Raw genomic sequence first — 17,228 nt, forward strand, 5'->3', positions numbered from 1 at the left:
GCCTAGTTGTCGGGCACGTCCGGCGGGGGAGCGTCGTCGCGCGGGAGCACGGCCTCCATGGCCGAGAACATCTGCACCCCGGTGCCCAGCCCGCAGGCCAGCAGCTGCGCGAGCTGCGGGTCGGTGACCCCCGGCTCGAAGTCGGCGGACACCTCGCTGTAGAGGGCGAGGACGCCTTCCTCCTCGCGCAGGTACGCCTTGGGCCAGATCCGCTCGCGGTTCCAGTCGTTGATCGCCATGGCCGCGGCCTCACGCTGGTCGAGCTGCAGCCCGCGGTGCCACCGGCCGCGCACCTGCAGGATCTCCTGCTGCTCGCCGAGCAGGAGGAACCAGAAGCGGCTGCCGTCCCAGGTGCCGGTCAGGTCGCCGTCGTCGTCGACCACGAACCGGTAGCCGCGTCCGACCAGGTAGTCCGCGATCCGCTCACGCGTCAGCGGTGCCGGGGGCTCGTCGTCGGGCGTCGGTCGCTTGGTGGGCTTGGGCAGGCCACCGAGCACCCGCAGCAGCCACCCGGGCCCGCTCACGGCGCGACTCCTGCCGGGTCGGGGTACCGCTCGTCCAGCGCGTCGAAGAACATGCTCCCCGTCGACAGGCCGCAGAAGAGCATCTGGCTCAGCTGGGCGTCGGTCGCCCCGTGCTCCAGGTCGGTGGCCACCTCCGAGACGACGTGCACGCGGCCGTTGTCCCGGACGCGGATGTACGCCTTGGGCCAGATGCGGTCGGCGTTCCACTCGTTGCAGACGTCGAGCACCTCCTCCAGACGCTCGATCGCGACCTCCCGGTGCCACTGGCCGCGCACCTGGAGGATCTCCGACTTCTCCCCGAACAGGAAGAAGTAGAAGAGCCGACCGCGCCACAGGCCGCCGAGGTCCCCGTCGTTGTCCACGAAGTAGCTGAACTGGTTGTTGGTCATCCAGGCGGCGATGCGGGCGGGCGTCACGTCCGTCGGCAGGTCGGCGGCAGGCTCGGCCACACCGAGCTCGCGGGCGAGCAGCTGCGCCACGCGGTCGTGCAGCTCGTCGTCGTCGGCCTCGAGCGCGGGCGCGGTGTCCGAGCCGGTCGCGGGCAGGGAACGCCCCCGCCACCAGCGCCGTGCACGATCCCCGAGCGACCCCATACGCAGGACAGTACCGGCGGTGGCCCACACCGGGGTGCCGTCGTTCGGGTGCCGTGCAACCTCCCGTAGGTTCGGGGCATGCTCGTCGTCGCCGCGCTCGTCCCGGACACCGTGCTCCTGGTACCGGGGGCCGGCGGCTCGGCGGACCCCGCCGCCGGGCTGCGCGAGGCGGCGCTCCGTGCGGTCGGCGAGGTCGTGGCCTCGGGGGTCGGCTCGATCGTCGTCGTGGCCCCCGGTCCGACCGACCGGGTGGTCGCCGGGACCGTGCGCACCACGCTCGGTGCCGCAGGGATCCCGGACGGGCTGCTCCGCTGGCCGGTGGTCGAGGTCCAGGTCGACGGTGTCGGGTCCTACGATCCGGGCGCCCCCGGCATCGTCGCGCTCCACCTGCTCGCGCGAACGGGGTGGTCGGGCCGCCTGCGCGTCGTCGAGGTCACGTCGACGGCGACCGCCGACGGGCTCGCCGCGCTCGGCGCAGAGCTCGTCGGGACAGAGCCCACCGGCCTGGTCGTCGTCGGGTCCGGGAGCGGACGCCACGGGCCGGATGCCCCGCTGGCCGACGACGCCCGGGCCCCCGACCACGACGCGCGGGTGCTGGCCGACCTCGCCGACGCCGGGCGGGCCGCGCGAGCCCGGCTCGTCGGCGACGACCCMGCGCTGGCCGACGAGCTCGCCGTCCGTGGCTGGGCGCCGTGGCAGGTCCTGGTCGGTGCAGCCGGCGACGGATGCGTCCGGGCGCGCACGCTCGCGGCGTCGACGGACCTGGGCGCGCAGCACGCGGTCCTGCTCTGGGACGCCCGGTAAGGTCTCGCTGTCCGTCCCCGACACACCGAGGTCCCGATGTCATCCCCCGAGCACGAGCCCACCCTCCCGCCGCTGACCATCGAGCGCGTCGCGCAGCGGCTCGACGCCCGGGGCTCGGTCTACGGCCGGGACACCGACGGCGACCTGGTGGGCCGCTGGGACAGCCACCCGTTCTGGTTCATCGCGATGGGCCGCACCAAGGAGTACCTCCAGGTCCGTGGCCGCTGGGCGCGGCAGGTGCCGGGCACGGAGCTCGGCACCATCCTGCTCGGTGCCAACAAGTGGTCCGAGACCATGGTCTGGCCCAAGATCTACGTGCGGATCGAGGACGAGCACGTGGCCGTGTACACGGAGCACACCGTCGACTACCAGAGCGGCGTCAGCGACGAGCAGCTGGACCTGCACCTGACCGGCGGGATCGCCAGCGCCCTGCGCTTCTTCGCCGAGCTCGACGAGCGCTACCCCGACGCCGCCCCGACCGCGCCCGTGGCCCGTCAGCCGCAGACCCCGGTCGCCTACCACGACCCCGCGCGACCCACCGTGGAGTGAGGGCATGACCCTCGTGGTCGCGCTCGTCGGCCCGACGGCGACGGGCAAGTCCGACCTCGGGCTCGCGCTCGCCCACGCGCTCGGCGGCGAGATCGTCAACGCGGACGCCATGCAGCTGTACCGCGGCATGGACATCGGCACGGCCAAGCTGACCGTCGACGAGCGCCAGGGAGTGCCGCACCACCTCCTCGACGTGCTCGACGTCCACGAGGACGCGTCGGTCGCCGACTACCAGGCGCGCGCGCGGTCAGCGCTCGACGCGATCGAGCGCGCCGGTCATCGCGCCATCGCCGTCGGCGGTTCCGGCCTCTACGTCCGCGCCCTGCTCGACCACATGGAGTTCCCCGGCACGGACGAGGCCCTGCGTGCCCGGCTCGAGGCGCGGGTGGAGGCCGAGGGCGCCCGCGCGCTGCACGCGGAGCTCGCCGCCGCCGACCCCGTCGCCGCCGAGGGCATCGGCCCCCGCAACGCGCGCCGGATCGTGCGCGCCCTGGAGGTCATCGCGCTCACCGGCCGTCCCTACTCCGCGAGCCTGCCGCAGCACGTCTACGAGGTGCCGGCCGTGCAGATCGGGCTGGACTGCGACCGCGCGGTCCTCGACGAGCGGATCACCGAGCGGGTCGCCCGGATGTGGGGGCGCGGCCTGGTGGTGGAGGTGGAGCACCTGCTCGAGCACGGTCTGGGCCGGACGGCGTCGCGCGCCGTGGGGTATGCCGAGGTGCTCGCGATGCTCCGCGGCGAGCTCACCCCGGACGACGCACAGGCCGCGATCGCTGCTGGGACGCGCCGGCTGGCCCGCAAGCAGATGGGCTGGTTCGGTCGCGACCCGCGGGTGCACTGGCTCGACGCGCGCGATCCCGACCTCGTGGCCCACGCGCTGGCGCTCGTCGCCGCGGCCGACGCCGGCGAGCTGGGGCTCGCCACGGACGACCCGGCGCCACGACGTAGCCTGGGCTCATGACCGTGGTGGCCGCCCCGACCCTGCACGTGACCAAGGGTCACGGGACGCAGAACGACTTCGTCCTGCTCGACGACCGCGAGGCCCGGATCGACCTGTCCGCGACGCTCGTCCGTGAGCTGGCGGACCGGCGGGCCGGGGTCGGCGGAGACGGTGTCATCCGGGTGGTCGCCAGCGAGCTCCTGCCCGAGGGCGTGGCCGCGCTGGCCGAGGACCCGTCGGCCCGCTGGTTCATGGACTACCGCAACGGCGACGGGTCGGTCGCGGAGATGTGCGGCAACGGCGTGCGCGTGTTCGCCGCCTACCTCGAGCGGCTCGGCCTGTGGGACGCGGCCGACGGCGAGCTGGCCCTGGGGACCCGGGCGGGCGTGCGGCGCGTGCGGCGGGTGCAGGTCCCCGCCGGCATCGGCGACGACGTCTGGTACGCCGTCGACATGGGTCGCTGGCACCTTCCCGGCGGCGCCGAGGCCGTGCGCGCCGGGGCGGACGCGGAGGTCGAGGTCGCCGGGCTGGAGGTCGCGCGCGCCGGGCTGAGCGTCGACGTCGGCAACCCGCACGTCGTCCTCGCGCTGGGTGGCGAGGACGAGCTGACGGCCGCCGACCTCACGCGTGCGCCTCAGGTCACCCCGGTGCCTCCGCACGGCACCAACGTCGAGCTCGTCGTGCCGCTGGGTGAGGACGAGGCGGTGGACGGTTCGCTCGTCGGCCGGCTCCGCATGCGGGTGCACGAGCGGGGGGTCGGCGAGACCCGGTCCTGCGGCACCGGTGCGTGCGCCGCGGCGCTGGCCGTCCGCACCTGGGCGGGCGTGGGTGCCCCGGACGTGTGGCTGGTCGACGTGCCCGGCGGCACGGTCCGCGTGAGCGTCCTGCCGGACGGGCACGTCGAGCTCGCCGGACCGGCGGTGCTCGTCGCCGCGGCCGACGTGGACCTCGCGGCGCTGACCGCGGGACGCTGACCGCCGTGCGCCTGACGCCCGACGACCTGGGTGCGCCGCTGGGCGACCGCGCCACCGTGGTCCAGTTCTCGAGCACGTTCTGCGCGCCCTGCCGCTCGACGCGGTACGTCGTCGAGCGCGCCGTCGCGACCACCGACGGGGTGGCCTACGCCGACCTCGACGTCGCGGATCACCTGGCGCTCGGCGAGCGGCTCGGCATCGACGTCACGCCGACCGTCCTGGTGCTGGACGCCCGTGGCGACGTGGTGCGCCGCGCCTCCGGGGTGCCGACGCTCGCTCAGCTGCGCAGCGCGTTGGCGGCCGCGTCGTCGGTCGAGTCCTCCGCCTGAGGTCGCCCGGCACCGACGCGGGGGCCGACCAGCGCAGCTCCGACGGCGAACACGGCGGCGACCGCCAGCGCGGCGGTGAACGGTGCGTCGGGGCTGCGGTCCGCGGCGGCGAACGCCAGCGCCGTGAGCGACAGGGCGAGGGCGGCGCCGATCGAGTCCGCGATCGAGAGCGCCGAGCTGTTGACCCCCTGGCTGCCCGGGGCGGAGTACGCGAGCACCAGCACGGTCAGCCGGGAGTACACCAGGCCCATCCCGGCGCCGGCGAGCGTCCAGAACGAGATGGCGACCGCCGCCGGCAGGTGCAGGGCCGCGGTGCAGAGGACACCGACGACGGCCACGACCACCAGGGCGGAGCCGACGACGACCGCCCTGCGGTGCGGGAGCCGGTCGCCGAGCCGTCCCTGCAGCCACGACGTCGCCGCCCACGCCACCCCGGCGAACGTCAACGCGATCCCTGCGGTCGTCGGGGAGAACGCGTACCGCTCGGTGAGCAGGTACGGGAGGTAGACCTCCGCACCGAGGAACGCCCCCGACACGAGCCCTCGGGTCGCGATGACGCTGGGCAGCCCGCGGGCCGCGCGCATCGTGCCCGCCGGCACCACGGCGCGGAGCGCGACGAGGGCGAGCACCCCGGTGCCCACCACCACAACCACCGACCACGGGCGGGGCACCTGGGCCGCGAGGTTGAGCCCGAGCACGGCCGCCGCGGCGAGTGCCGCCCACGCGAAGCGACCCCGTGCCGCCACCTCGGCGGCGGTCTCGGGCGGCCCGATCTTGAGCAGCGCCGGGACGAGAGCCAGCGTGGTCGGCACCACGAGCAGCGCGACCCCCAGGAACACCCACCGCCACCCGAGGTGCTGCGCCACCGCACCGGCACCCGCGGGGCCGACCAGCGACGGGATGATCCAGGCCGCGGCGAACCAGGCGAAGACGCGCGGGTGCAGCATGGCGGGGTACAGCCGAGCCACCACCACGTAGACGGCGACGGTCATCGCCCCGCCACCGAGGCCTTGGAACAGCCGGCCCGCGACGAGGACCTCCATCGAGGGGGCCGCGCCCGCGACGAGGATGCCCGCGGTGAACGTCCCCACGGCGACCAGCAGGGGAGTCCGGGGTCCGCTGCGGTCGCTCCACGGACCGGCCACGACCATGCCGACGACGCCGGTGGCGAGAGGACCGGCGAACGCGAACGCGTACAGGGTCGCACCGTCCAGCGCGTCCGAGACGGTCGGCATCACCGTGGTCACGGCGAGCGACTCGAACGCCACCATGAAGATCAGCGCGACCATGCTCCAGGTGGTGGTGCGCAGGGACCGCCAGTCGCTCATCGGTCGCGCACGGTGAGCACGCGGAAGCCCTTGGCGCTCGCGGTCCGCTCGACGTCCACGCCGAGCTCGGCCGCGATCCACCGCTGGAGCGAGTCCGCACCGAGGTTCTTGCTGACGACGAGGTGCGCCTCGCCACCCTGCGCACGGCGACCGAGCCACTGCCGCAGCATCGCGTGCAGCGCCTCCTTGCCGACGCGGATCGGCGGGTTCGACCAGACGGCGGCGAACACCACGTCGTCGGGCAACTCCTCCGGCCGCACGGCCCGCACGTTCGTCGCACCGAGCCGCTCGGCGTTGCGTCGCGTGAGGTCGAGCGCGCGCTCGTTGACGTCCACCGCCCAGACCGTCGCGGCGGGGGCCTCCAGCGCCAGCGTGAGCGCGACCGGCCCCCACCCGCAGCCGAGGTCCAGCAGGTCGCCCGTGGCCGGTGGCGCGGGGACGTGGTCCAGCAGCACGCGCGTCCCGAGGTCGACGTGGTCGGGGGAGAAGATGCCGCCCGCGGTCTCCACCTCGACCTCCCGGCCCGCCAGGTGGACGCGCAGCAGCCTGCGCTCGTCGGGGGACGCCGGCTGCGCGGTGAAGTAGTGGTCCTGCTCGCTCACGCGCCGACGATACCGAGCGTGCGGGGCTCGGCCCGCAGCGAAATCCTTCGGCCGCCGTCGGTGCCGCGTGCGACCCTGGGAGGACGGCACGAGAAGAGGAGCACCTTGACCGACGCGCAGCACACCACCAGCCAGACCGAGGACACCCCGACGGCGCGCTCCGCGCAGGAGGTGGCCGACGACGTCGTGGCCCGCGTGCTCGCCCGGGCAGGGTCCACGCTGCACGCCGGCGCCACGGTCCACTCGTCGTACGACGGCGACCAGCTCGACCTCGAGGAGCGCACGTCGCTGCGCCGCGTCGCCGGCCTGTCCACCGAGCTCGAGGACGTCACCGAGGTCGAGTACCGCCAGCTGCGCCTGGAGCGGGTCGTCCTGGTCGGCGTCTGGGGCTCCGGCACCGTGACCGACGCCGAGATCTCCCTGCGCGAGCTGGCCCAGCTGGCCGAGACGGCCGGCTCCCAGGTGCTCGACGGGCTGCTCCAGCGCCGGCAGAAGCCGGACCCCGGTACCTACCTCGGCTCGGGCAAGGCCGCCGAGCTGGCCACCCTCGTCGCGGCCGTCGGCGCCGACACCGTCGTCGTGGACGGCGAGCTGGCCCCCTCGCAGCGCCGCGCGCTGGAGGACATCGTCCGCGTCAAGGTCGTCGACCGCACCGCGCTGATCCTCGACATCTTCGCCCAGCACGCCAAGTCCCGGGAGGGCAAGGCACAGGTCGAGCTGGCGCAGCTGGAGTACCTGCTCCCGCGCCTGCGCGGCTGGGGCGACTCGATGTCCCGGCAGGCCGGAGGGCAGGTCGGCGGCGCCGCAGCCGGCATGGGCTCCCGCGGTCCCGGTGAGACGAAGATCGAGCTGGACCGGCGGCGCATCCGCAACCGGATGGCCAAGCTGCGCCGCGAGATCGCTGCCATGGAGCCCGGCCGGGTCACCAAGCGGGCGTCGCGCAAGAAGCACGCGATCCCGTCGGTCGCCATCGCCGGCTACACCAACGCGGGCAAGTCCTCGCTGCTCAACCGGCTGACGCACGCGGGCGTACTCGTGGAGAACGCCCTGTTCGCGACGCTGGACCCGACGGTCCGCCGGGCCGAGACCGTCGACGGCCGGATCTACACGCTGGCGGACACCGTGGGCTTCGTCCGCGCGCTGCCGCACCAGCTGGTCGAGGCCTTCCGCTCCACGCTGGAGGAGGTCGCCGACGCCGACCTGATCCTGCACGTCGTGGACGCGTCCCACCCGGACCCCGAGGGCCAGATCGCCGCCGTGCGCCACGTCTTCGCGGACATCCCCGGTGCCATGGACGTGCCCGAGATCATCGTGCTGAACAAGGCGGACGTGGCCACCCCCGAGGCGATCGCCCGCCTGCGCTCGCGCGAGGTGCACTCGATCGTGGTCTCCGCCCACAGCGGCGAGGGCATCGACGAGCTCCAGGCGCTGATCGCCGACCAGCTCCCGCGCCCCGGCGTCTCGGTCGACCTGGTCGTCCCGTACCACCGTGGCGACCTGATCAGCCGGGTGCACGAGCACGGCGACATCCAGGCCGAGGATCACACCGGCGAGGGCACGGCCATCCGCGCACGGGTCGACGCCGGCCTCGCTGCGGAGCTGGAGGCTGCGGCACAGCCACGGCGATGAGCCGTCTCTGAACGTCGGCGGTCGCCACTAGGCTGACGCGGTGCCAGACGCCGACCCCTCCGTCGAGAAGCTCCTCGACCTCGCGGTCGAGGCGCTCGGCGGCGTCCGACGCGACGGCCAGCACCAGATGGCGGTCGCCGTGGCGGAGACCATCGAGAAGGGCGAGCACCTGCTGGTGCAGGCCGGCACCGGCACGGGAAAGTCCCTCGGTTACCTGGTCCCGGCACTGCGGCACGCGGTCCTGGAGAACGAGCACGTGGTGGTCTCGACCGCCACGCTGGCGCTGCAGCGGCAGATCATCACGCGCGACCTGCCGCTCGTCGCCACGGCGCTCGAGCCCCACCTGCCGCGCCCCGCGTCGATCGCGCTGCTCAAGGGCTGGCACAACTACCTCTGCGTGCACAAGGTCGCGGGCGGGTATCCCGACGACGACACCGGCACGCTGTTCGACCTCGGTGAGCACGCGGGCGCGGCCGAGCACCCGGCCCCCGCTCGCAAGGGTGTCACCGGGCCGACCGAGAGCCTCGGCGAGCAGGTGCTCCGGCTGCGGGAGTGGGCCGACGAGACCGGCACGGGCGACCGTGACGACCTCGTGCCGGGTGTGACGGCACAGGCGTGGCGGCAGGTCTCGGTGACCTCGCTGGAGTGCCTCGGCGGCAAGTGCCCGATGCTCGCCGAGTGCTTCCCCGAGAAGGCGAAGGCCGCCTCACGGGAGGCCGACGTCGTCGTCACCAACCACGCGATGCTCGGGATCGCGGCCTCGGGATCGCCCGGTGTCCTGCCCGAGCACCAGGTGCTGATCGTCGACGAGGCCCACGAGCTCACCGACCGGGTGACCGCCCAGTCGACCTCCGAGCTGTCCGTCGCGACCATCGAGCACGCGGCGCGCCTGGCCCGCCGGCACGGGGGCGTCCCGACGACCGACCTCGACTCCGCCAGCCAGGCGCTCGCCACGGTGCTCGTCGGCCTGCCCGAGGCCCGGTTCCGCGACGGCCTGCCGCCTGCCGCCCGTGACGCGGTGGCCAGCGTCCGCGACTCCACACGCGCCCTGCTCAGCGTGCTCAAGCCCGAGACCGGGCCGAACGCGCCGCCGGAGGGCGGCCGCAAGATGGCCCAGGCGACCATGCTCGCCCTGCACGAGGTGGCCGACCGCATGGCCGCCGACCCCGAGGACAACCGCCACACGGTCCTGTGGTGCGCCCGGACGGAGGACCGCCGTGGCGGCATGCTCACCCGGCTCTACGCGGCGCCGCTGGCCGTCAACGGGCTGATCCGGACGCACCTCCTGGCGGGCCGGTCGGGCGTGCTCACGTCCGCGACCCTGGAGCTGGGCGGCTCGTTCGACCCCATCGCCCGTGCCGTGGGGCTCGAGGTCCGACCGGACGCCGAGCCCGTCGGTCCCACGTCGCTGGCCRGGGAGCCGACGCCCGCGCCGTCCAGCGCGCCGTGGCGCGGGCTCGACGTCGGCAGCCCGTTCGACTACCCGAGGCAGGGGATCCTCTACCTCGCACGGCACCTGCCCAAGCCCGGCCGCGAGCCCGCCACCGACGCCCAGCTCGACGAGATCGCCGACCTGGTCACGGCCGCCGGGGGGCGCACGCTCGGGCTCTTCTCCTCGCGTCGCGCGGCGAACGCGGCTGCGGCCGCGATGCGCGAGCGCCTGGACGTCCCGATCCTCGTCCAGGGCGACGACCAGCTGCCCACGCTGGTGTCCCAGTTCATCGCCGACGAGGCGACCTGCCTGTTCGGCACCCTGTCGCTCTGGCAGGGCGTCGACGTCCCCGGAGCGACGTGCCGGCTGGTGATCATCGACCGCATCCCGTTCCCGCGCCCGGACGACCCCGTCAGCTCCGCACGGTCCGACGCGATCGAGAAGGCCGGCGGGAACGGCTTCCTGGCCGTCTCCGCCACGCACGCCGCGCTGCTCCTGGCCCAGGGCGCCGGCCGCCTGATCCGCACCAGCGAGGACCGGGGGGTGGTCGCCGTGCTCGACCCCCGGCTGGCGACCGCGGGCTACGGCAGCTTCCTGACGCGCTCGCTGCCCGACTTCTGGCGGACGACGGACCGTTCGGTGGCCATCTCGGCGCTGCGGCGGCTCGCCACGTCCGGCTAGCCTCGACCCGTCCCCGACCCAGAGGTGTGTGAGATGACCGAGAGCCTGGACATGGAAGACGTCGGCATGGCCCCGTCCCGGAGCGGCCGCCGTACGTCGAAGCTCGCGATCGTGGGAGCCGGTGCCGTCGGGTCGACGATGGCCTACGCCGCGTTGATGCGGGGGGCCGCTCGCTCCGTCGCGCTGTACGACATCAACGCCGCGAAGGCCGAGGCGGAGGCCCTCGACCTCGGCCACGGGATCCAGTTCATGCCCATGGCGCAGGTGGTCGGGTCCGACGACCTCGCGGTGTGCGCGGACGCGGACGTGGTGATGTTCACGGCGGGCGCCAAGCAGAAGCCCGGCCAGACGCGGCTGGACCTCGCGGAGGCGACCATCGGGCTCGTCCGCAAGGTCCTGCCGGCGGTCGTCGAGGTGGCGCCCGACGCGGTCTACGTCATGGTCACGAACCCCGTCGACGTGGTCACGTACGCCGCGCTGCAGATCTCGGGCCTGCCACCGTCGCAGCTGTTCGGGTCCGGCACCGTCCTGGACTCGTCGCGGCTGCGGTACCTCATCGCCCAGCACACCGGTGTCGCGGTGCAGAACGTGCACGCGTACATCGCCGGGGAGCACGGGGACACCGAGCTGCCGCTCTGGGGGTCCGCGAGCATCGGGTCCGTCCCGTTGCTCGAGTGGACGGGCACGGGGGGCAGCGGACCGCTCACCGCCGAGGTCCGCGACGGGATCGCCCGGGAGGTCGTCGAGTCCGCGTACCGGATCATCGAGGGCAAGGGTGCGACGAACTACGCGGTCGCCCTGGCGGGCTCGCGGATCATCGAGGCGATCGTGAAGGACGAGGGCCGGGTGCTGCCCGTCTCGTCGCTGCTCGACGACTACTACGGGATCAGCGACGTGTGCCTGTCGGTGCCGGCGATCGTCGGTGCGAACGGTGTCGGCGAGCGACTCCCGGTCCCGCTCTCCGACGAGGAGCTCGCGGGGCTGCGCAGCTCGGCGGACGCGGTGCGCTCCGTCGCCCGCCAGTTCGGCTTCTGACCGGCGCCACCCGATACCCGCACGCGCGTCGGGCCGCACCTCCCACGAGGTGCGGCCCGATCTGCGTGTCAGAGGCTGCGCAGCACGCTCACGACGCGGCCGAGGATCGTCGACTCGTCGCCCGGGATCGGGGAGTAGGCGGGGTTGTGCGGCATGAGCCAGACGTGGCCGTCGATGCGCTTGAGGGTCTTGACCGTGGCCTCGCCGTCGATCATGGCGGCCACGATCTCGCCGTTCTCCGCCACGGGCTGACGGCGCACCACGACCCAGTCGCCGTCGCAGATGGCGGCGTCGATCATGGAGTCGCCGACGACCTTGAGCAGGAAGAGGTCGCCGTCGCCGACGAGCTGGCGGGGGAGCGGGAACACGTCCTCCACCACCTGCTCGGCGAGGATCGGCCCGCCGGCCGCGATCCGGCCGACCACCGGTACGTAGGACGGGGCGGGCAGGCGCTCGCCGTCGCCCTGGTCGGGGAAGCTCGAGCGGCTGCCGTCCGGTGCCGTCCAGGTGCCGACGCCCCGCGAGTCGTCCGCGTGCACGACCTCGATGGCCCGCGGGCGGTTGGGGTCCCGTCGCAGGTAGCCCTTGCGCTCGAGGGCCATGAGCTGGTGCTTCACGCTGGACGGGCTGGTGAGGCCGACGGCCTCCCCGATCTCGCGCATGCTCGGGGGGTAGCCGCGGGACTCGACCGACGACCGGATGGTGTCGAGCACGAGCCGCTGGCGCGCGGTGAGACCGTCCGGTCCGGGCGCCCCGTCCGGGAGCGTGTGGATCGTCGCCAGGTCCTTCTCGGGCTGGGACGTGTCCCGTGAGTCCGTCACTGCGCTCCTCCTCCGTCCGGCGGCCGCCTCGCAGCACGCTCAGCCTTCTCCGCCTCGTCCAGCTCACGGTCGCGGTGTCCTGACCTGCGACGACGGGTGGTCCCGGCGTGCGTGTCAGTGCCTCGTGGTCCGCTTGTGCTGCACCGCCAGCCTAGGGATGTCGGGACCGAAGATCAAACATCTGTTCGATCGTGTCTCGACAGTGTCGCCGGATGCTGGTAGACATCGTACAAGCGTTCGACGAACAGGCGTTCGACGGGCGAGATCGACCGAGGCAGTACCCCGGGAGACCGGGCCGAGCAGGAACGAGAGACGTGATGAGCGCGATGGTGATGGGACCGGCGATGCCGAACCTGGTGCCGGCTCGGGTGCCCGGACACGGGGCGAGCCGCCGCGTGGCGACTGCCCGCGTCGCGCGTGCCGCGGTGCCGTCGGCGTCCCACCTCCGGTTGACCACGCGGGGACGGGCCGTCCTGTGGGCGCTCGCCGCCGTGGTCATCGCGGCGATCACCCTGCTCGGCACGCAGGCGGCGGCCGACGGTCCCACGGGGGCGCAGGAGGTCGTGCGCCACGTCGTGGCGCCCGGGGAGACGCTCTGGCAGATCGCGGAGTCCATCGCGGCGCCCACGCAGGACGTGCGCGACGTGGTGTTCGATCTCGTCCGCCTCAACGAGCTCCCGGACGCCGGACTGATGGCCGGTCAGGTCATCGTGCTCCCGGCCGACTGAGCGACGGCGAGCGCGCTCGGCGCCCGGCGGCGGAGGGGAAGTTCACCGTCAGGCGCAGACGCTCGCAGGCCGGACGCGCTGGTGCCACGCTCGGCACGGCGCGTCCCCACGAGGGGGGTCATCCGTGGATGACCCCCCTCGCGCATCCCCGCGCTCAGCCGCATCGGCACTACGCTCGCGGCGTGCCCGGCACCGATCTTGCGACGCCGGGACGCGTGGCCTAGCGTCACGCAGGCGTTCACGACGCGATCGCCGCCGGCAGTCGCCCGGCCGCCACGCGTCAGGCTCGAAGGGGATCACGGTGCACTGTCCGTTCTGCCGCCACCCGGACTCGCGGGTCGTCGACTCGCGGACGTCGGACGACGGGTCGACCATCCGGCGGCGCCGCCAGTGCCCCCACTGCAACCGCAGGTTCACCACGGTCGAGACCGCCAGCCTCTCGGTCGTGAAGCGCTCCGGGGCCACCGAGCCCTTCAGCCGCGAGAAGATCGCCGGCGGGGTCCGCAAGGCCTGCCAGGGCCGCCCGGTGAGCGAGGACGACCTCGCCCTGCTCGCGCAGAAGGTCGAGGAGACGCTGCGCAGCGCCGGCTCGGCCGAGATCGACGCGTACGAGATCGGGCTCGCCATCCTCGGCCCGCTCCGTGAGCTGGACGAGGTGGCCTACCTGCGCTTCGCCAGCGTCTACCAGGCGTTCGACTCCCTGGAGGACTTCGAGGCGGCGATCACGGTCCTGCGCGCGGAGCACGAGTCCGAGACCGACGGCGACGCCGACGAGCCGGTCGAGCCCTCGGGCGAGGACGTCCGGACCAGCTGAGCGGCACGCCGCCCGCTGCATCCTCGTCTGTCGGTGACACCACGTAGGTTCGTCGGGTGCTTCCTACCGATCTCGAGCTCCTCCACGTCCCCGGTGCCCCCGCCATCCTTCCGGACGGTTCCCGCGCCGTCGTCTCGGTCGTCCGACCGGACCTGACCGCCGACGAGTACGTCGGGCACCTCTGGTCCGTCGACCTCGACGGCGACAGCCCGCCCCGTCCGCTCACCCGCGGGCACCGCGACACGTCGCCGGACGTCAGCCCGGACGGTCGGTGGGTCGCCTTCGTCCGTGCCGAGCCTGAGGGCAAGCCGCAGGTGCATGTGGTCGAGGCCGCCGGGGGAGAACCGATCCGGCTGACCGACGCGCCTCTGGGCGCCTCCGAGCCGCGCTTCTCGCCCGACGGCACGCGGATCGCCTACCTGGCACGCGTGCCCGAGGAGGGGCGGTACGAGCCTGACGGCAAGCCGGGCTCCGAGGACCCGCGGCACATCACGGAGCTGAAGTACCGCTCCGACGGGATCGGGTTCTTCCGCGACCGCCCCCAGCACGCGTTCGTGGTCGACGTGCCCGCCGACGGCGAGCGACCGGCGACCGTGCCCGACCCGGTGCCTCTGACCTCCGGCGACATCGGTGTCGCCGGCGTGCGGTGGCTGCCCTCGGGTGAGGCTCTCGTGGGCGTCTCGTCCCGGCACGCGTCGCGCGAGGCGGACCTGCGCAGCGACGTGGTGCGCATCGACGCCTCCCCGGACGGGGATCCGGTGGCACCGGTGCCGCTCACGGACGCGGACGCGGGGAGCGTCCTCGGCGTCGACGCCGTCCTGCCCTCCTCGGACGGTTCCTGCCTCTGGCTGCTGGCCAGCGACCTCGGCCCTGCGGGCCGCGACTTCGTCGCCGCGCAGGTCGGCCTGTTCCGCCTGCCGCTGGACGGCGACGTCGCCGGTGGTGGGGTCGTGCGGCTCACGGATCCGGACCGGGACCAGCTCGCCGGCGTCGTCGTGGAGCTCGACGGCGATCCGCTGGTGGTGGTCGAGCGCCGCGGTGCCGCGCACCTGGTCCGGGTGGCGCCCGACGGCACGCAGGCGACGGTGGTCGGCGGGACGAAGGTGGTCGGCGGTGCTGCCGTGGCGGCGGGCACCGGACGCGTCGCCGTCACCGCAGCGACCCCGGAGTCGTCGGGCGAGGTGCTTCTCGTCGACACAGCCTCGGGTGCGACCCGGTCGCGCACGGACCTCGGTGCCTCGCTGCGCTCGACCGGCCGAGTCCGGGTGCCGACCGAGCTGGAGGCGACGGCCCCCGACGGCTACGCGGTGCACGGCTGGGTGGTGACTCCGGACGAGGGTCGCTACGGCGCCGGACCGCACCCGACGATCCTGATGATCCACGGCGGCCCGTTCGCGCAGTACACGCACGCGCTCTTCGACGAGGTGCAGGTGCTGGCGGAGGCCGGCTACGCGGTCGTGCTCGGGAACCCGCGCGGGTCGTCGGGCTACGGACGGGAGCACGGGCTCGCCATCCGGCACGGGTTCGGGACGGTGGACACGGACGACGTGCTCGCCCTGCTGGGTGCCGCCATGGTGGACCCTGCGCTGGACGGGGAGCGCGTGGGTGTCATGGGTGGCTCGTACGGGGGATACCTCACCGCCTGGCTGACCACGCGCACGGACCGGTTCGTGGCGGCGATCGTCGAGCGCGGGTTCCTCGACCCGGTGAGCTTCGTCGGGTCGAGCGACATCGGCTGGTTCTTCGGTCTGGAGTACCTCGGGGACGACGCCGACGGGGAGGGCGCGACGGCGCTGGCGGCCCAGTCGCCGATGGCGCACGTGGGACGGGTGCGCACGCCGACGCTGGTCATCCACTCGGAGCAGGACTGGCGGTGCCCGGTCGAGCAGGGCCAGCGCTGGTTCGTCGAGCTGAAGCGGCGGGGAGTCGAGGCGGAGCTGCTGCTCTTCCCGGGCGAGGGGCACGAGCTCACACGCTCGGGGAACCCCCGCCACCGGCAGGTGCGGTTCGAGCACGTGCTGCGCTGGTGGGCCGCGCACCTGCCCGTGGGCGGCTGAGTCAGCGGTCGCTCGAGCGCACGCCCCAGAGGTTGATCCCGGCGTCGACGGCGTGCGGCTCGACCGCGGCGAGCTCGTCGGCGGTGAGTGGCGGCAGCGCCACGGCCGCGAGGTTCTCGTCCAGCTGCGCGGTGGTGCGGGCGCCGACCAGCACGGACGAGACGCGTGGGTCACGCAGCACCCACGCGAGCGCCAGCTGGGGCAGCGTCCGGCCGCCGGCGCGGGCGATCGCGTCGAGCGCCCGCACGTGGTCGAGCGCCTCGTCGGTCAGCCACTCGGTGCGCAGCGGCCCTCCGCGCGCGGCCCGCGAGTCGGCCGGGACGCCGTGCAGGTAGCGCGAGCTGAGCATCCCCTGCGCGAGCGGGGAGAACGCGACGACGGCCATGCCCGCGTCCCCGGCGACGTCGAGCAGGGACCGGCCGTCCTGGCCGGGCTGCTCCACCCACCGGTTGAGCAGCGAGTAGGCGGGCTGGTGCACGGCGAGGCGCAGGCCGAGCGTGCGCGCGACCTCGAGGGCCTCGACCGTGCGGTCCGCCGAGTACGACGAGATCCCGGCGTGGCGCGCCTTGCCCGCTCGGACGGCTCGGTCGAGGGCGCCGAGCGTCTCCTCGAGCGGCGTCGCGGGGTCGAACCGGTGGCTGTAGAACACGTCGACGCTCTCGAGCCCGAGCCGGCGCAGCGACTCGTCCAGGGAGGCGCGCAGGTACTTCGCCGATCCGTGCTCGCCGTACGGCCCGGGCCACGCGCGGTATCCGGCCTTCGTCGTGACGAGCAACTCGTCGCGACGCCCTCGCAGGTCACGGGCCAGGAGTCGGCCGACGGACTCCTCGGCGGCGAAAGGCGGCGGGCCGTAGTTGTTCGCGAGGTCCAGGTGCACGACGCCACGGTCGACGGCGTGCAGGACGAGGCGGCGCTGGTCCTCGAAGGGCGTCGTCGCGCCGAAGTTCTGCCAGAGACCGAGCGACACGGTCGGCCACGACAGGCCGCCGGCGCGGCGGTGGGGCGGGCCGGAACCTGGTGCGCTCACGAGGGCGACGCTACCGGGCGTGAGAAGAGGTGGCGCCGCGCGCCCGAGTCGGCAAGGCTGTGCAGGTCGCGGGCGCAGACGTCCGCCGACACGGAGCATCGTAAGGAGACGCCCATGGCCAAGGACGACGACAAGGCGACCACGGAGGCGGCGGTGACCGACGACACGAAGGCGAAGTTCCGCGAGGCGCTGGAGCGTAAGAAGACGAACCAGCACCGCACCGCGGACGGCTCGGCCAACACCGGACAGGTGCACGGCTCGGAGACCGCCGGACCGTCGCAGCGACGCTTCCAGCGCAAGTCCGGCTCGGCGTAGCACGGGACGCAGAAGGGGCCCGACCACCAGGTGGTCGGGCCCCTTC

The 17,228-nt window shown here is 74.0% G+C and carries 18 protein-coding genes; 12 read left to right on the top strand and 6 right to left on the bottom strand.

Going from position 1 to position 17,228, the window contains the following annotated elements; translation table 11 throughout:
* Window positions 1–2 precede the first annotated feature (2 nt).
* Together AC1DXT_RS19610 and AC1DXT_RS19615 are read right to left on the bottom strand one after the other, a co-directional pair.
* Window positions 3–524, bottom strand: coding sequence for a type III secretion system chaperone family protein (locus AC1DXT_RS19610; protein ID WP_056093310.1), 522 nt, complete (start codon window positions 522–524; stop codon window positions 3–5).
* Window positions 521–1,117, bottom strand: a complete 597-nt coding sequence (locus tag AC1DXT_RS19615; RefSeq protein WP_477062966.1) for a type III secretion system chaperone family protein — start codon at window positions 1,115–1,117, stop codon at window positions 521–523. Before AC1DXT_RS19615 ends, AC1DXT_RS19610 begins: the two co-directional genes overlap by 4 nt.
* A gap of 78 nt (window positions 1,118–1,195) precedes the next feature.
* Between AC1DXT_RS19615 and AC1DXT_RS19620 the strand changes: the two genes are divergently transcribed.
* From AC1DXT_RS19620 to AC1DXT_RS19640, 5 genes are read left to right on the top strand one after another with little or no spacing between them, the layout of a single operon-like run.
* Window positions 1,196–1,921: a class III extradiol ring-cleavage dioxygenase family protein gene (locus tag AC1DXT_RS19620; RefSeq protein ID WP_477062967.1), complete on the top strand. Its 726-nt coding sequence runs from the start codon at window positions 1,196–1,198 to the stop codon at window positions 1,919–1,921.
* A 36-nt stretch (window positions 1,922–1,957) separates the two neighbouring features.
* Window positions 1,958–2,470 carry a type III secretion system chaperone family protein gene (locus AC1DXT_RS19625; protein ID WP_477062968.1) on the top strand — a complete coding sequence of 171 codons (513 nt, stop codon included), beginning with the start codon at window positions 1,958–1,960 and terminating at the stop codon, window positions 2,468–2,470.
* Between the two features lie 4 nt (window positions 2,471–2,474).
* Window positions 2,475–3,431, top strand: a complete 957-nt coding sequence (gene miaA, locus AC1DXT_RS19630) for a tRNA (adenosine(37)-N6)-dimethylallyltransferase MiaA (RefSeq protein ID WP_477062969.1) — start codon at window positions 2,475–2,477, stop codon at window positions 3,429–3,431.
* Window positions 3,428–4,384: a diaminopimelate epimerase gene (gene dapF, locus AC1DXT_RS19635; protein ID WP_477062970.1), complete on the top strand. Its 957-nt coding sequence runs from the start codon at window positions 3,428–3,430 to the stop codon at window positions 4,382–4,384. Before miaA ends, dapF begins: the two co-directional genes overlap by 4 nt.
* Before the next feature lie 5 nt (window positions 4,385–4,389).
* Window positions 4,390–4,713, top strand: coding sequence for a thioredoxin family protein (locus AC1DXT_RS19640; RefSeq protein WP_477062971.1), 324 nt, complete (start codon window positions 4,390–4,392; stop codon window positions 4,711–4,713).
* On the opposite strand, the gene AC1DXT_RS19645 is transcribed toward AC1DXT_RS19640, so the two are convergent.
* Window positions 4,662–6,041: an MFS transporter gene (locus tag AC1DXT_RS19645; protein ID WP_477062972.1), complete on the bottom strand. Its 1,380-nt coding sequence runs from the start codon at window positions 6,039–6,041 to the stop codon at window positions 4,662–4,664. The genes AC1DXT_RS19640 and AC1DXT_RS19645 overlap by 52 nt on opposite strands.
* Window positions 6,038–6,643 (bottom strand): class I SAM-dependent methyltransferase, encoded by a 606-nt coding sequence (locus AC1DXT_RS19650; protein ID WP_477062973.1) that lies wholly within the window; start codon window positions 6,641–6,643, stop codon window positions 6,038–6,040. The genes AC1DXT_RS19645 and AC1DXT_RS19650 overlap by 4 nt, the downstream gene beginning before the upstream one ends.
* A gap of 105 nt (window positions 6,644–6,748) precedes the next feature.
* Between AC1DXT_RS19650 and hflX the strand changes: the two genes are divergently transcribed.
* Genes hflX through AC1DXT_RS19665 form a run of 3 tightly spaced genes read left to right on the top strand, consistent with a single transcriptional unit; the run spans window position 6,749 to window position 11,420 of the window.
* On the top strand, window positions 6,749–8,272 hold the full coding sequence (hflX, locus tag AC1DXT_RS19655) for a GTPase HflX (RefSeq protein ID WP_477062974.1): 1,524 nt from the start codon (window positions 6,749–6,751) through the stop codon (window positions 8,270–8,272).
* 40 nt (window positions 8,273–8,312) lie between these two features.
* Window positions 8,313–10,385: an ATP-dependent DNA helicase gene (locus AC1DXT_RS19660; protein WP_477062975.1), complete on the top strand. Its 2,073-nt coding sequence runs from the start codon at window positions 8,313–8,315 to the stop codon at window positions 10,383–10,385.
* Between the two features lie 33 nt (window positions 10,386–10,418).
* Window positions 10,419–11,420 (top strand): L-lactate dehydrogenase, encoded by a 1,002-nt coding sequence (locus AC1DXT_RS19665; protein WP_477062976.1) that lies wholly within the window; start codon window positions 10,419–10,421, stop codon window positions 11,418–11,420.
* Between the two features lie 68 nt (window positions 11,421–11,488).
* Here AC1DXT_RS19665 and lexA read toward each other — a convergent pair whose 3' ends face one another.
* Entirely contained in the window at window positions 11,489–12,241 is a 753-nt protein-coding gene (gene lexA / locus AC1DXT_RS19670) for a transcriptional repressor LexA (RefSeq protein WP_421741872.1), read from the bottom strand.
* 317 nt (window positions 12,242–12,558) lie between these two features.
* On the opposite strand from lexA, the gene AC1DXT_RS19675 reads away from it, so the two are divergent.
* The 3 genes from AC1DXT_RS19675 (at window position 12,559) to AC1DXT_RS19685 (ending at window position 15,840) form a co-directional block, all read left to right on the top strand.
* A complete protein-coding gene (locus AC1DXT_RS19675; protein ID WP_477062977.1) occupies window positions 12,559–12,969 on the top strand; it encodes a LysM peptidoglycan-binding domain-containing protein in 411 nt (136 codons plus the stop codon).
* 301 nt (window positions 12,970–13,270) lie between these two features.
* Window positions 13,271–13,783: a transcriptional regulator NrdR gene (gene nrdR, locus AC1DXT_RS19680; RefSeq protein WP_477062978.1), complete on the top strand. Its 513-nt coding sequence runs from the start codon at window positions 13,271–13,273 to the stop codon at window positions 13,781–13,783.
* Window positions 13,784–13,839: 56 nt separating this feature from the next.
* Entirely contained in the window at window positions 13,840–15,840 is a 2,001-nt protein-coding gene (locus tag AC1DXT_RS19685) for a S9 family peptidase (protein ID WP_477062979.1), read from the top strand.
* A gap of 1 nt (window position 15,841) precedes the next feature.
* On the opposite strand, the gene AC1DXT_RS19690 is transcribed toward AC1DXT_RS19685, so the two are convergent.
* The gene (locus AC1DXT_RS19690) at window positions 15,842–16,867 is read right to left on the bottom strand and encodes an aldo/keto reductase (RefSeq protein ID WP_477062980.1); all 1,026 of its coding nucleotides are present in this window, start codon (window positions 16,865–16,867) and stop codon (window positions 15,842–15,844) included.
* Between the two features lie 114 nt (window positions 16,868–16,981).
* Here AC1DXT_RS19690 and AC1DXT_RS19695 point away from each other — a divergent pair, with 114 nt between their 5' ends.
* Window positions 16,982–17,182, top strand: a complete 201-nt coding sequence (locus tag AC1DXT_RS19695) for a DUF5302 domain-containing protein (RefSeq protein WP_477062981.1) — start codon at window positions 16,982–16,984, stop codon at window positions 17,180–17,182.
* Window positions 17,183–17,228 lie beyond the last annotated feature (46 nt).

The sequence above is a fragment of the Cellulomonas sp. P1_G12_2 genome, assembly GCF_056405535.1.